Consider the following 15,118-nt stretch of genomic DNA (forward strand, 5'->3'; position numbering starts at 1 on the left):
AAAGCGAATCTTACAAATCTGGCTTACTTTAAGGGCTTTATATCAATCTTCATCGCTGTTTTTACTATAGCGCTGTTGCTTTACCAATCCGGCGATTATAGGGCGGGGGAGTTGCATTGCATTCCCCGCTTTTCTGGAGGCCAAGTTGAATACTCTTTCCAAGCGTAGCGCAGTCGAGCCGTTTCACGCCATGGATGTTCTGGCGGAAGCCAATCGTCGTCGCGCTGCGGGCCATCCGATTATTTCGATGGCAGTCGGACAACCGGCAGATCCTGCGCCACAAATTGTGCGGTTGGCTGCGGAACGTGCCTTGAAAGATGGTCGTATCGGCTACACTGATGCGCTGGGCCTGATCGAACTGCGTGAGGCGATTGCTGCGCATTATGTTGACAACTATGGCGTAACCGTCTCGCCGGAACGTATTGCGATTACGACAGGCTCATCGGCCGCGTTCAATCTTGCATTTCTTGTCTATTTCGATCCGGGTGATCGCGTGGCCATCACCCGTCCGGGCTACCCTGCCTACCGTAACATCCTGACAGCGCTTGGTCTCGAAGTGGTGGAAATTGCCAACGAGAGTGGCGCATCCGGCGCTTTGACTGCCAGAGCGCTGGCTGCGGCCCATGCTGAAAAGCCGCTTAAAGGCGTGCTGTTTGCGAGTCCTGCAAATCCAACAGGCGCGGTCATCGATAAGCCGGAACTCAAGGCAATCATCGAAACGGCTCAAGATCTCGGCATTCGCGTGATTTCGGATGAAATCTACCACCGTCTTTCTTATGAAACAGAAGATGTGACGGCACTTGAGATTTCGGATGATGTGACCATCATCAATTCGTTCTCAAAATATTACTGCATGACTGGCTGGCGCATTGGCTGGATGGTTCTGCCAAGCGCAGATGTTCGAGCCATCGAACGTCTTGGCCAGAGCCTTTATATTTCGGCACCCGAACTTTCCCAGCGTGCGGCAATTGAAGCGTTTCACGCAACCGCAGAGCTGGAACGCGTGAAAGACCGTTATCGTCAGAACCGCCAAATCCTGCTCGATCATCTTCCGCAAATGGGATTGAACCTTGCAGCGCCAATGGATGGTGCGTTCTATGCCTATTGCGATGTTTCGCGTTTTACCAATGACAGCATGGAGTTCGCGCGTCGTATGATTGTTGAGACCAATATCGCAGCCACGCCCGGACGCGATTTTGATCCCATTGATGGGAATCGCACCATGCGCTTTTCCTATGCTGGCAAGGTCGAGGAAATGCAGGAAGTTGTTCGTCGCCTTGAAGAGTGGCTTCCACAACAACGTGCCTAATAATTAATCTCTAAAACAAAAAGAAAACCGGCGTTTCCGCCGGTTTTCTTATGTTTAATATCAGAAGAGTGCAGGCTTAGAAGAAACCCTTCTTCTGCCACCAGCCGCCACGCTTCGGCTTCTGTTCTTCCGTATCGCTGGAAGTGACGACAGGCTCGGCAACCTTTTGCGGTTCTGCAACAGGTGCTGCTTCTGGTTCCACCGCAACTTCTTCAACTTCCTGCTTTGCAGCAGCCTTGCGTGTACGACGCTTAGGCTTTGCAGCTTCGGCATCTTCCGCAGGAGTTGTGACTTCTTCCTCAACAGCCTTCTTGCGCGAACGTGTCTTGCGCGCGGGCTTTGCAGGTTCCTCTGCAGGGTCGGCAGCGACCACATCGTCATTCGCTGCTTCTTCACTCTTTGCAGTCTTGCGACCGCGTGGCTTACGCGCTGGTTTTGCAGGCTTTTCGTCTGTTTCAACTGCAACCGTTTCAGCAGCCGAAGCAGCTTCAACCACTTCAACAGTGACGGTTTCAACCGCAACAGCCACTTCCGCAGGCTGTTCTTCTGCCTTTACAGGGATGACTGGCGTATAACCGACGAATTCAGGATCAGGTACTTTCTTGAACTGAATATCGTCGTCACGACGGTTTTTGCGACCGCCACGACGGCCACGACGACGCTTCTTGCGACGATCCTCGTCGCTCTGCGAAGCATTGCTTTGAGAGCTGGTGCTTTCATCCTCATCGCCGTCTTCGTCCGAAACTTCTGCGCCGGATTCAGTCTGCTCCGTCTGCTCGCGGTCACGACCGCCACGACGGCGGCGCCGGCGACGACGTTTGCGATCGCCTTCTTCGCTGCTTTCTTCGCGAGCCTGTGGTTCGTCCTTGATTTCTTCTTCGGCTTCATCGTCCTCAAGCGGAATTTCAGGATCTTCGATATCGTCTTCATAAACCATCGGCTGCACAGGCTGGATGGTTATTGGACGTGTCGAAGGCGCGCCCTTGTCGATGACGAAATGCTGATGACCAACGCTTTCGTCCGCATCGATGCTGATATTTGCGCCGAAACGGCCTTCCAGATCAGCCAGCAGCTGGCGCTTATGGTTCAACACATAAAGCGCCGACGCGGCAGGGGTGCGAACGACGATGTCATAGCCCGAATGGCGCAGGAGATAATCTTCAATGCCACGGATAATATGCAGAGCCATGGAGGAGTCGGAACGGATATGTCCGGTACCGCCGCAATGCTGGCAAACCTGCATCGTGCTTTCAAGGACCGATGCGCGGATGCGCTGGCGCGACATTTCGAGAAGGCCGAAATGCGAAATACGGCCTACCTGAATCCGCGCCCGGTCGTCCTTAAGGCAATCCTTCATCTTCTTTTCGACAGCGCGGTTGTTGCGCTTTTCTTCCATGTCGATGAAGTCGACAACGATCAGACCGGCAAGGTCTCGCAGACGCAGCTGGCGCGCGACTTCTTCGGCCGCTTCCAGATTGGTCTGAAGAGCGGTGTCTTCGATCGAATGTTCGCGGGTTGAGCGGCCCGAGTTGACGTCGATCGCAACCAGCGCTTCTGTCTGGTTGATAATGAGATAGCCGCCTGATTTCAGCGTCACCTGTGGCAGAAGCATACGGTCTAGCTGTGCTTCAAGGCCGTAGCGCGTGAAGACAGGAACTGGCTCGCGGTAAGGCTGAACGACCTTGGCATGGCTCGGCATGAGCATGCGCATGAAGTCTTTCGCTTCGCGATAGCCATTTTCACCCGCAACCAGAATCTCGGTGATGTCTTTATTATAAAGATCGCGGATCGAGCGCTTGATCAGGCTGCCTTCTTCATAGACGAGGGCAGGCGCAGTTGATTGCAGCGTCAGCGAACGCACGTTCTCCCACATACGCATCAGATATTCGTAATCGCGCTTTACTTCGGCCTTGGTGCGGTTCGCACCAGCCGTGCGCAGGATTACGCCCATGCCCTGTGGAACTTCGAGCTCCTTGACGATTTCCTTGAGACGCTTGCGGTCCTGCGGATTGATGATCTTGCGCGAAATCCCGCCACCGCGCGCAGTGTTTGGCATCAACACGGAATAGCGACCAGCGAGCGACAGATAAGTCGTCAGAGCAGCGCCCTTATTGCCGCGCTCTTCCTTGACCACCTGCACCAGAATAATCTGGCGGCGCTTGATAACTTCCTGAATGTTGTACTGACGGCGATTGGTGCGGCTGTGCGAGGGAAGCTCTTCCATCGCATCCTCGGAACCAACCGATTCAACCATGTCTTCTTCGTTCTCGACTTCCGAATCGTCATCATCGTCGCCATTGTCGGTGTCCACGGCTTCAGAAATGACATGACCAGCCTGCTTCATCAGCGCGATAGCAGGCGTGCCCGGCACATAATTTTCAAAAGCAGGACCGACTGGCTCTGCCGCAGGCAAGCCGTTGCGGGTGGCATTTGATTGCGAATCGCTGGTCTGACCGTCACGACGTCCACGACGGCGATGGCGGCGCGAACGATCATTGTTCTTTGCCTTTGGTTCGTCTTCGTCGTCTTCATTGCGAGCCGCTTTGGCTTCTGCTTCGAGCAGTGCCAAACGATCAGCAACCGGGATCTGATAATAATCCGGATGGATTTCAGAGAAAGCGAGGAAGCCATGGCGATTACCGCCATATTCCACGAACGCAGCCTGAAGAGATGGTTCGACGCGGGTGACGCGTGCGAGATAAATATTACCCTTTAGCTGCTTCTTGTGTTCCGACTCGAAGTCGAATTCTTCAATCTTGTTGCCACGCGTTACGATGACGCGGGTCTCCTCCGGGTGGGAGGCATCTATAAGCATTTTGTTGGACATTAGTGTCTTTCCTGCCGGCGCTAGGACGCAAGCCGCATGCGCCGGACGAAACCCTGAAGGCTGTCGTCCTGGCTGGGATGCATCTGCCGAATGATATTGGGTTCGTCGGAATAAAAGCTGCTGTCCTTACGCGCGATGGCCTCGTGGCGATCACGGTCTTCAGGCTTGCAATGGTCAGTCTTGCTTGACCCATAGCTGTTCCGAACGAAACGACCTCATATATGACCCGAAAAAGCCGGGCCGACCTCTTTGCTCTTTCAGAGCGCTGGCGACAGCGCGTATCAATGCGCAGTCGGCCGATTAAAAAACGGAGGCGGCAGGGGAGCCGTATTCCGTTGAATTCTGTGCGGGTTATTGGGTGGCGAACTCAATACGCCACTGTATTTGCTATCTTTCCTCGCGCTCCGTTTTAAAAACCGGCAAACGATTCTGGCAGCTACTCCATAACCTACTTTAGCTTTTATGGTGTCGTTTGAACTATGACAAGTATGAATATCAGTTGACACCTTCATCGTAATTTTGCCGAAAGGTGATAATAGAGGTCAAAACCGCCTGCCAAGGCCCCGATGAAGCCATGGAACATGGGGCGAAAAGCCTTCGTTAACCATAATTTTGTACGGGTAGAATTATGAAGTGCGCGCAATCACAGGCTATGGCGTAAATGTCTGGCCCAAGATTATTCCATAATTTTTAGATCGCGATTACGGATGCATTCTCTGAGCAATAAAAATGGAACTCAAAAAATGTCGGCGGTGCGAAACATGCTCGTGCTGCTGACGATGATGTGTGCCACTTTTTTTCATGTCGGCTCCGCCATGGCCACCAATATCGGCAATGTTCCGCTCTCGGCTCTGACATACCGTATGGCTGGCGACGATTTGCGGATGCGCGTCGTTGTCATGTTCGACCGTGAACCTGAGTTTTCGACACTCATATTCGACAATCCGCACCGTCTCGTCTTTGATCTTCCCGAAACGCGCTTCGGCTTTGATGAGAAAAGTCTGGAGGCGAGGGGGATTGTCTCCCGTGTACGTTATGGGCTGGCCGGAAATAACCGTTCGCGCCTCATTCTCACGCTGCGTGGTCCATTTAATGTCGAGAACATTCAGGTAATCAAGAACGAAACCGCCTCCGGTTATCGTCTGGTCGCCGATATCGTCGCGTCTTCGGATCGTGAGTTTGCTGCAAAGCTCGCGTCTCAGCATGATGTCACCGGATCGACCGAACGAAAGCAGAAGAATGGGAACGCAGTGCTTTCATCGGAGTCCAGTGGTGCGCGTCCGTTTGTTGTGATGGTTGACCCCGGCCATGGCGGTATCGACAGCGGCGCTGAAAGCCTGAGCGGCAGCAAGGAAAAGGATCTGACTCTTGCTTTCGGGCAGGAATTGCGTGATCGCCTGGCAAAAGAAAAAAACATCAAGGTTTTGATGACCCGCGACGATGACACATTCTTGCGGCTCTCCGAGCGTGTGCGTCTGGCGCGCCAAAAGGAAGCCGATCTCTTCATTTCTATTCACGCAGACACGATCAATCAGACTGATATTCGCGGAGCGACTGTCTATACAATTTCCGACAAGGCTTCTGACTCCGTTGCGCGCGCCATGGCAGAGCGCGAAAACAAGTCCGACAGTATCGGAGGGGCTGTTCCTGAAGAGCTACCGGAAGTCGCTGATATCCTGCTCGACCTGACGCGGCGGGAGACACACACATTTTCTTTGAGTTTTGCCGAGAAGGTTATTCGCTCCCTTCAAGGTGAGGTCAATCTGATAAACAACCCGCATCGCTTTGCCGGTTTTCAGGTTCTGAGAGCTCCCGATGTTCCGTCCGTATTGATTGAGATTGGCTATCTTTCCAATGCCGAGGATGAGAAATTGATCAGCAATCCTGAATGGCGTCGCAAACTGGCGGATCGTATCGCACAAGCCGTAAGAGCGTTTGAAATACAGAAACATCCAGAAATTTTGTCAAAAGGTTAGAAATATGCGATGTTTGGCAGGGTTCATATTCATCCCTGCTTATAAGATGCATGGTTGCAACAGTTTCTTGTATTTTTGACGTTGTCCCGCGTTTGCATGCGTTAAATTGGTAAAAATAGAGAAACGATCTTGCCTTTGACGCATTTGATAGTCACTAAACCACCGTATTGCCAATGCGGCATTTGTCGATGGGTGCTCGTTTCGATTGCCCCCTAAATTATGCGAATGATCTGAAGGCAGGATCCCGGATTTATGGTAAGGCTTATCGGATATTTCTTTGGAATTGGTACGGTTCTGGCGCTTTTGGTGGCTGGCGGTGTTGCCGTCTATATTGGAAGCCTCACAAAGGAACTGCCCGATTACGAAGTGCTCGCAAAATACGAGCCTCCTGTGATGACGCGCGTCCATGCTTCGGACGGTAGCCTTATGGCGGAATTTGCGCGCGAGCGCCGCATGTATCTGCCAATTCAGGCTGTGCCAAACCGTGTTAAGGCTGCCTTTATCTCCGCCGAAGACAAGACCTTCTACGAGCATCACGGCCTTGATTTCGGTGGCTTGACTCGTGCGGTTCTTACAAATGTGAAGAACATGGGTTCTGGCCGTCGCCCAGTCGGCGCATCCACGATTACCCAGCAGGTCGCAAAGAACTTCCTTCTGAGCTCGAACCAGACCTATGACCGCAAGATCAAAGAAGCGATTCTTGCGATGCGCATTGAGCAAGCCTATTCCAAGGACCGTATTCTTGAGCTTTATCTCAACGAGATTTTCTTTGGTTTGGGTTCTTATGGCATTGCCAGTGCTGCTCTGACCTATTTTGACAAATCGGTTGGCGAATTGAGCATTGCCGAAACAGCTTATCTGGCCGCTCTGCCAAAAGGCCCAAACAATTACCATCCTTTCCGTTTCCCGGATCGCGCGATTGAACGCCGCAACTGGGTTATCGATCGCATGGCTGAAAACGGCTACATCACGACACAGGAAGCGGAAGAAGCCAAGAAAGAACCGCTTGGCGTAAAGACCCGCACCGCAACGCATTACCTGTTCGCTTCCGAATATTTCAGCGAAGAAGTGCGCCGTCAGATTATCCAGAAATATGGCGTTGATGCACTTTATGAAGGTGGCCTGTCGGTTCGTACGACGCTTAATCCAACCATGCAGGTCGAAGCACGCAAATCACTGCAGGCTGCATTGCTCCGTTATGACGAGGCACGCGGCTGGCGTGGACCTTTGAAGCACGCCGAACTTGGCGGTGACTGGGCAACCGCTTTTGGTGATTTGCAGGCCTATCCTGATGTGCCTGAATGGCAGCTCGCCGTTGTCCTGAACGTCTCGGCTGCTGGTGCCGATATTGGTCTTCAGCCAGAAGTAGAAGGCTCGGGTTCGCGCAGCAAAGAACGTACACGCGCATTCATTGCTGCTGATGATATGAAATGGGCAATGCGCGTCACCAATATTGGTGGCAAGCGCGGCAGTGCGAAATCGCCAGAAGGTGTTCTGAACGCCGGTGACATTGTCTACGTATCGAAAGCCGGTGACGGTGAATCCCGCTTCCGTCTCCAGCAGCCACCAAAGCTGCAGGGTGCACTGGTTGCTATGGACCCGCATACTGGCCGTGTGCTGTCGATGGTAGGAGGCTTCTCCTTTGGAGAATCCGAGTTTAACCGTGCAACGCAGGCCTATCGTCAACCCGGATCGTCGTTCAAGCCGTTCGTCTATGCTGCCGCTCTCGATAACGGCTACACGCCAGCTTCCGTTGTTCTGGATGGTCCGCTTGAAGTTAATCAAGGTGGTGCGCTTGGCGTATGGGCTCCGAAAAACTATTCCGGCAAATTCTCTGGCCCGTCGACCCTTCGTTACGGTATCGAACAATCGCGTAACGTCATGACTGTGCGTCTTGCACAGGACATGGGTATGAAGACTGTTGCGGAATATGCGGAGCGTTTCGGTATCTACGACAAGATGATGCCGGTTTTGTCGATGGCGCTTGGTGCTGGTGAAACGACTGTCCTGCGCATGGTTACGGCTTATTCCGTTATCGCCAATGGCGGGCAGAGCATTACGCCTTCGATGATCGACCGTATTCAGGATCGTTACGGCAAGACCGTCTTCAAGCATGACGCACGCCAGTGCGATGGCTGCAACGCCCAGCAATGGTCAAATCAGGAAGAGCCGACACTGATCGACAATCGCGATCAGGTGCTCGATCCGATGACTGCCTACCAGATCACATCGATGATGGAAGGCGTCGTGCAGCGCGGTACTGCGCAGCTTCTGAAGAGCCTTGATCGTCCGCTGGCTGGTAAGACCGGCACGACCAACGATGAAAAAGACGCGTGGTTTGTCGGTTTTACACCTGATCTGGTTGTCGGTGTTTTCATGGGTTATGATACACCCACACCGCTTGGTCGCGGTGGCACAGGTGGCGGTCTCGCTGCTCCAGTCTTCAAGGAGTTTATGGGGCAAGCTCTGGCTGGAACACCGAAGGTCGATTTCCGCGTGCCGGAAGGCATGACACTGATTGCGATCAACCGTAAGACGGGCATGCGTACCAATCAGGGTGACCCAAACCTCATCATGGAGGCGTTCAAGCCCGGTACTGGCCCATCTGACAGCTATTCCGTTATCGGGATGGATCAGTTCCGTGAAGGGTCACCGGTCCAGCCTCAATCGCCACAGGCGACCCGCGCGATCAATTCGGGTTCTGGCGGACTTTACTGATCTATCCCCCTTTACACTGCGTCGCGTGCTAATTATGGTCCGCGGCGCTTGAATGGCTTTTATGCCTTCTTGCGTTGAGGCAAAGCGGTTTGCTTTAATGTAACGCGCTTTAGAACAATATAGTTCGCAGTGTGAGCTTGTGTTCTCTCTCTCCACCCAAAGCATTTCCAGCAAAAGTGCGAAGCGGTTTTGCGTTGGATAATGCATCAAGACAAATAGTGAGATGCGGTTCCAACGATTCAGTTCTAACTGGAACCGCTCTGCGACTGACTTATTGAAGGAACGATTTGCCCATGCGCGCGGAAATCGAGACGCTGGTTGACGAAATCCAGCAGGCCATAAGCCTGCTGAGGAGGCATCTTTGACTGGGATCAGGCAATCAAACGTCTGGGCTATCTGAATCAGAGAGCCGAAGACCCGACCCTTTGGAATGATGCCCAGGAAGCCCAGAAGCTGATGCGCGAGCGCCAGCAACTGGAAGATAGCATTAATGGCATCAATACGCTCAAACAGACACTGAATGACAGCATCGAACTCATCGCCATGGGCGAAGAGGAAGGCGACAAGTCGATTATTGCCGACGCGGAAAATACGATCCGTGGGTTGAAGCAGGAAGTCGACAGCCGACAGATCGACATGCTGCTTTCTGGCGAAGCGGATGCGAACGACACCTATCTTGAAGTGCATGCCGGTGCAGGCGGTACTGAAAGTCAGGATTGGGCATCCATGCTTCTGCGCATGTATACCCGTTGGGCCGAGCGCAGTGGACGCAAGGTCGAGGTGATGGAAGTGCATTACGGCGAAGAAGCCGGCATCAAATCAGCATCGATCCTGATCAAGGGCCACAACTCCTACGGTATGGCCAAGACGGAATCCGGTGTTCACCGTCTGGTGCGTATTTCGCCTTACGATTCGAACGCACGTCGTCACACGTCGTTTGCGAGTATCTGGGTTTATCCCGTTATCGATGACAACATCGATGTGCAGGTGACTGAAGCCGATGTTCGCATCGATACATATCGCGCTTCGGGTGCCGGTGGTCAGCACGTCAATACGACGGATTCCGCTGTGCGTATTACGCATATTGCGACCGGCATTGTGGTGCAGTGTCAGGCAGAGCGTTCGCAGCACAAGAACCGCGAAAAAGCTTGGTCGATGTTGCGCGCCCGTCTTTACGAAGAAGAGCTGAAAAAGCGCGAAGAAGCGACTGATGCGGCCAATGCCAACAAGACTGAGATCGGCTGGGGCCATCAGATCCGCTCTTACGTGCTGCAGCCATATCAGCTGGTCAAAGATCTGCGTACCGGCGTTGAAAGCACCAATCCGCAGGAAGTGCTCGACGGTGCCGTGACGCCGTTCATGGAAGCAGCACTTGCTCACCGCATCCATGGTGGTGCCGAACTCATCGAAGATATCGATTGATATTTTTGAGAACATGTTCTGAAAAAACCCGGCCTTGAGCCGGGTTTTTTGTGCCTAAATCAAAGAGCCATATTGTGAACGGTTGCCGTTCAGGAATCTTTTGAAGCAGTGCGCCCTGCATCCGCACGCGGTTTGTATGCGCGTGGTCCGGTGATGATCGGGTCTATACCCTGAATGCTGATCGCATCGCCGGGAACGGACAGTTCCTGTTGAGCCGAAACGTTCGGTGCTGATTCCGATGGCATTTCAGGCAATGGCTGCATGACGGCCGGTTTCTTCAGCACGGATGCAAGCTCGCCGACCGGCTCATTCAGACCATGACGGTTTTCTGCGGTGTCATGCACATTTATATAGATGCCTGCGCCGAGACACGCGGCGAAAGCCGTGGCACCCAACGCAGCCAATCTTGTACGGATCGTGAAGAAACCGGAGCGTTTGATAGGTGTAGAATCCGCGATGGCATCAGGGGGACGCCCATCGCGGTTTGTCTTCTTTGGCTCATTCGACTTCTGCACCATGCCTGCAGTCTTCACATTCCAGATCGTTGATTCGATTGCATGTTATCATGGTTAACAAAGCTTTTCCGAAGCTTTCCCAAAGCTTTCTTTGCGAGCATTTTCAGCAAATTGATGGGGGAAACAATTTGCGATAGCTCTCCTTGTTAGGCGGGTTGGAGTGCGCGGGTTGCCTCAAGGACGCGTTCGGCATGTCCCGCCACTTTTACTTTTTCCCAAATGTGTGCGATGCGGCCTTCGCTATTGATCAAGAAAGTTGCCCGTTCGACGCCCATATATTTACGGCCATACATACTCTTTTCGACCCACACGCCGTATGCTTCGAGAGCAGTTCTATCTTCATCCGCAGCGAGATCGACAGTCAGTTCATGCTTTTTACGAAATTTCGCATGTTTTTCTGCGCTGTCGGGTGAAAGCCCGATGACGCGAGCGCCAATTTTGTCGAATTCCGGCTTCAGCTGAGAGAAGGCAATGGCTTCTTTGGTGCAACCCGACGTGTCATCCTTGGGATAGAAGTAAAGAACGACGAGTTTGCCTTTGAGCGACGACAAGGTAATCGTGTCGCTATCCGATGGCAAAGTGAAGTCCGGTGCCAGATCTCCAACTTGGGGACGAGCCATATCTGCGCCTTTCTTTTATGGATAAACGGGGAAACTGCCTGTTACACTTCGAGCTATCGCATTCGGGCTTTGCTTGTGCAACTGTTCAAGCGCACCCAGTCTGGTCTGCTGACGTCTGTCGATGAAACCTCAAAGAGGTTGATCAGCGGCTTCGGTGAAATGCATAAGTGTAACAAAAGTAGAGTAATAGCGAGTTTTTATAATCCGCTTTGTAAGGGTGCTCATTTGCGGAAATTAGATGTTCGGCTGGAATATTGACAGATAAACTGCGCAAAATCCGCTTTAGCAAGCGTGAGATGAAGAGAATCGAACGCCTCGCAGCCGAAGGCGCGGACCGGGTTGTGCTTGCTTCATTGCGCTCCCGTCGCTCGTTTATGTCGTGGTGCTCTCACGCCTTTCTTTCCTTATGCATAGCTCTTGTCCTGATTGGCGGTGTTGGGTTCGTGATTTTGCGTGGTGGCGTGAACAGCGAACTCTTACGCGATGAAGCCCAGAAGAGCCTGAGCGGGGTACTCGGCAAGGATGCCTCCGCCACGATCGGCAGTGCCGGATTATCGCTCGATCAGAACAGTCTGGTCGCAATGGAGGCGAGGGATGTTTCCATCATCGATCCGAAACAGGGCATTGAAATCAGGAATATCAAGTCGGTACGTCTTGGTTTGGCGCCTTTGCCATTGTTGACAGGCAAAGTCCGTGTCGCTGAACTCGAGATCGACGGTGCGTCTTTCGATCTGCCTGAACAGGAAGGTGCCGGTTTCTGGAAATCTCTTCCATATGACAAGCGGGGCTACATCGATTTTGATGCGGTTTCCGAAGAGCTGTTCTCGACTATGCGGCGCAATCTTGAATTATTGCGCAATCAGAACACTCATGCCATCGGGCTGCTGAACACCACAATTCGGTTCAAAACCGGCGATACGCAGCAAAGCATAGAGGTGCAGAAGCTTCGTTTGGTCGAGAGTTCTGGAAAAATCTCGGTTGCGGGGAGTGCCGTTTGGCAGAACAAGACGATCACAGTTGATGGCAGCATTGATCGTAAGGGACAGGAAAACGATCTGGATGCATTCCAGATCAAGATCAGCAATCTGCCGATTGATCTGGGATCGCCGGAAGAGGTTGCGCCGGTTATCGATGGTAATCGCGTTAATCCTGCGCATTTCGACCTGAGCGGTAAAGCGAGCCTTGCTCTGTCTGGCAAAGCCGCCAATGGCGATAATCCTGAGCAGGTCACGGCTGAATTGGCTGTCGATGGCATCGATATGGAGATTGGGCGGGTCACTGATGTTCGCGGTAGCGCAATGCTTCGTATTGAACATACGCGTGGCAGCGGCAAAATCGAAGTCAAACCTTCCCATATTCAGTTAGGTGGAATGAACGCTGAGTTTAATGGTGCTTTCGGTCCGGAACCAGATGCCGACAACAATACTGGCGGTCCAAGCTATCGCTTTGAAGTGCTGACGAGTTCGGCCACCAGTATGCCTGCGGAATCAACCGACCCGGAATTGCCCTTCGGCGTGAAGATCGCAGGTCGCTTCCTGGCCAATCAACAACGCCTTCAGTTCTCCAATCTCGATGTCCAGACCAATACGGGCGAACTATACGGCCAAGGAAGCATGGGCTTTGGTGATGGCTCGCCTGAAATGATTTTCATGCTCCGCATTCCGAAAATGGCGGTCGCGGATGCAAAGCATCTTTGGCCAATTGATGTGGCAGATGGTGCGCGCGAGTGGGTTTTGAAGAATCTGTTTGGCGGCACATTGAAGGATAGCCGCATTGATATTTCTCTGGCGGGCGGACGGTTCAATGGTCCCGGTCTGCCACCACCATTGACGGGTGAGGAAATCAAGGCCGATTTCAATGTGTCCGACACGCGGTTTGATGTGATTGGCGAACTGCCTCCCGTCCGTGACGTTACAGGAAGTATTTCGGTGCGCGGCGCGCGCACGACAATTAAGCTGGCTAATGGCGTTGCCTACACGCCGGACAATCGCAAGGCATCTGTTTCTGACGGAACTCTGATCATTCCCTGGGGACCACAGCGACCGGTGATCGCCGACCTTGATTTGCTGGTTTCGGGTGATGCCGCAGCGATCGCGGAAATTGCAGGCAAGAAGCCAATCGATGTATTGAAGAACGTGCCTTTTAAGCCTGAAGACGCGACAGGTGATGTCAAGGCACGGGTGAAAGTGGGGTTCGCTGTTTCCAAAGGTGCCCCTCCCGGAACTCTGACATGGAATGCCGATATCGGGTTCGCCAATTTGGCTATTTCACAGCCTGTGGGCGGCTCCATGGTGAGCGAGGCGAATGGCAGCATTAAAGTTGACCAGACGGCGGCTCTCATTACTGCAGACGCAAAGCTTGACGGCGTTCCAGCAAAAATATCGATGACTGAGCCCGTTGACCGTTCGGGTCCGGCGAAACGGGAGCAGAAGATCAAGCTTGAGCTCGATGACGGCTCGCGCAATAAACTGTTGCCTGGCTTGAAAGATTTGTTTTCTGGCCCGATGTCGGTTGATCTTGGTATTGAAGAGAACGGTAAGCGACACGTATCGGCAGATTTGAACAAGACACAAGTGGACTTGCCATGGCTTGGCTGGCGCAAGGGGAGCGGTGTTCCCGCCAAGGTGACGTTCGATCTGATCAAAAGCAACGGCAGTGACGGTAAACTGGATATCCGCAATCTGGTACTGACTGGCGATGCGTTTGGCGCAAAAGGCAATCTTTCGATTGCCGGTGGTGATTTTCAGTCGGCCGATTTCAGTGACATACGGCTCACCCGTTCAGATCGATTGAGCGTTAAGGCGACGAAAAGCTCGGGTGGTTATCGCGTTACCATACGCGGATCTCAATTTGACGCCCGTTCGATCATCAAACAGATATCGGACATTCAGAAAAAGAGTGGAGGCTCTGGTGATAAGAGCCCACGCGTGGTTGTCAGCGCACAGATTGATGAAGTGAGTGGCTTTAATGACGAGAAGCTGCGCAATGTGGCTGTTTCGTATGAGAATGCGGGAAGCAAGATTTCCGGCGTGTCGGTTAACGCTGTTACAACTTCTGGTCAGGCATTCGTTGCAACCAACAACGAACAGGGTGACGCCCGGTCAATTTCACTGCAATCCAATGATGCTGGCGCGGTTCTGCGTTTCTTCGACTTCTACGACAAGATGCGTGGCGGAAAGATTACCGTGGGTCTGGCCGGGCAGGGCAATGGTCCTTTGAGTGGTCAGATCGATGCGCGGAATTTCGCAATCATCAATGAGCCACGACTGGCAAAGATTGTTTCGAGCTCGCCAAGCAGCGGTGGTACCAGTCTTAATCAGGCGGTCAAACAGGATATCGATGTGTCGCGCGTCGATATTGAACGTGGGTTTTCGCTTATTGAAAAGGGTGAAGGCTATCTGAAACTTTCCAAGGGTGTGGTGCGTGGACCCTCTGTTGGTACGACCTTCCAGGGTACGCTTTATGATTCGCGCGGCAATATGTCGATCACCGGCACCTTCATGCCGGCCTATGGCGTGAACCGAATTTTTGGTGAAGTGCCAATCTTTGGCGCGCTGCTGGGCAATGGACGTGATCGCGGTTTGCTGGGGATCACCTTCAAACTTGAAGGCAGCGCAAAGCAGCCGCAGGTTATCGTGAACCCGATATCCATAATTGCACCGGGTATCTTCCGCTCTATCTTTGAATTCTGAGGTTGAGGAAATCAGCTCAATAAAAAAGCCGGGCACATA

At 52.8% G+C, this 15,118-nt stretch carries 9 protein-coding genes; 6 read left to right on the forward strand and 3 right to left on the reverse strand.

All coding sequences use genetic code 11. The features are described 5' to 3' along the window. The first annotated feature begins 145 nt into the window (after positions 1 to 145). Complete coding sequence (locus CEV33_RS19175) at positions 146 to 1,309, forward strand: pyridoxal phosphate-dependent aminotransferase (RefSeq protein ID WP_094541982.1); 1,164 nt, start codon at positions 146 to 148, stop codon at positions 1,307 to 1,309. Between the two features lie 76 nt (positions 1,310 to 1,385). Here CEV33_RS19175 and CEV33_RS19180 read toward each other — a convergent pair whose 3' ends face one another. Beyond that, on the reverse strand, positions 1,386 to 4,136 hold the full coding sequence (locus CEV33_RS19180; RefSeq protein WP_094541983.1) for an Rne/Rng family ribonuclease: 2,751 nt from the start codon (positions 4,134 to 4,136) through the stop codon (positions 1,386 to 1,388). Positions 4,137 to 4,138: 2 nt separating this feature from the next. Between CEV33_RS19180 and CEV33_RS19185 the strand changes: the two genes are divergently transcribed. The 4 genes from CEV33_RS19185 to prfB all read left to right on the forward strand — a co-directional run bounded on the left by CEV33_RS19185 (position 4,139) and on the right by prfB (position 10,252). Then, positions 4,139 to 4,324, forward strand: coding sequence for a hypothetical protein (locus tag CEV33_RS19185; protein ID WP_094541984.1), 186 nt, complete (start codon positions 4,139 to 4,141; stop codon positions 4,322 to 4,324). A 573-nt stretch (positions 4,325 to 4,897) separates the two neighbouring features. Then, positions 4,898 to 6,112: an N-acetylmuramoyl-L-alanine amidase gene (locus CEV33_RS19190; RefSeq protein ID WP_094542086.1), complete on the forward strand. Its 1,215-nt coding sequence runs from the start codon at positions 4,898 to 4,900 to the stop codon at positions 6,110 to 6,112. 252 nt (positions 6,113 to 6,364) lie between these two features. After that, on the forward strand, positions 6,365 to 8,830 hold the full coding sequence (locus tag CEV33_RS19195; RefSeq protein ID WP_094541985.1) for a penicillin-binding protein 1A: 2,466 nt from the start codon (positions 6,365 to 6,367) through the stop codon (positions 8,828 to 8,830). Between the two features lie 293 nt (positions 8,831 to 9,123). Continuing rightward, positions 9,124 to 10,252, forward strand: a protein-coding gene (prfB, locus tag CEV33_RS19200; RefSeq protein ID WP_141211601.1) for a peptide chain release factor 2 whose coding sequence is annotated in 2 segments (ribosomal slippage) — positions 9,124 to 9,192 and positions 9,194 to 10,252 — 1,128 coding nt in all. Because the reading frame shifts where the segments join, the coding sequence is not laid out codon by codon here. 89 nt (positions 10,253 to 10,341) lie between these two features. On the opposite strand, the gene CEV33_RS19205 is transcribed toward prfB, so the two are convergent. Both CEV33_RS19205 and CEV33_RS19210 read right to left on the reverse strand, forming a co-directional pair. Next, positions 10,342 to 10,785: a hypothetical protein gene (locus CEV33_RS19205; RefSeq protein WP_141211602.1), complete on the reverse strand. Its 444-nt coding sequence runs from the start codon at positions 10,783 to 10,785 to the stop codon at positions 10,342 to 10,344. Positions 10,786 to 10,913: 128 nt separating this feature from the next. Continuing rightward, entirely contained in the window at positions 10,914 to 11,387 is a 474-nt protein-coding gene (locus CEV33_RS19210; protein ID WP_094541988.1) for a peroxiredoxin, read from the reverse strand. A gap of 296 nt (positions 11,388 to 11,683) precedes the next feature. Between CEV33_RS19210 and CEV33_RS19215 the strand changes: the two genes are divergently transcribed. Continuing rightward, the gene (locus tag CEV33_RS19215) at positions 11,684 to 15,079 is read left to right on the forward strand and encodes an AsmA family protein (RefSeq protein WP_094542087.1); all 3,396 of its coding nucleotides are present in this window, start codon (positions 11,684 to 11,686) and stop codon (positions 15,077 to 15,079) included. The last annotated feature ends 39 nt before the right edge of the window (positions 15,080 to 15,118 follow it).

The sequence above is a fragment of the Brucella grignonensis genome (genome assembly GCF_002252505.1).
GTDB classification, from domain to species: Bacteria; Pseudomonadota; Alphaproteobacteria; order Rhizobiales; family Rhizobiaceae; genus Brucella; species Brucella grignonensis.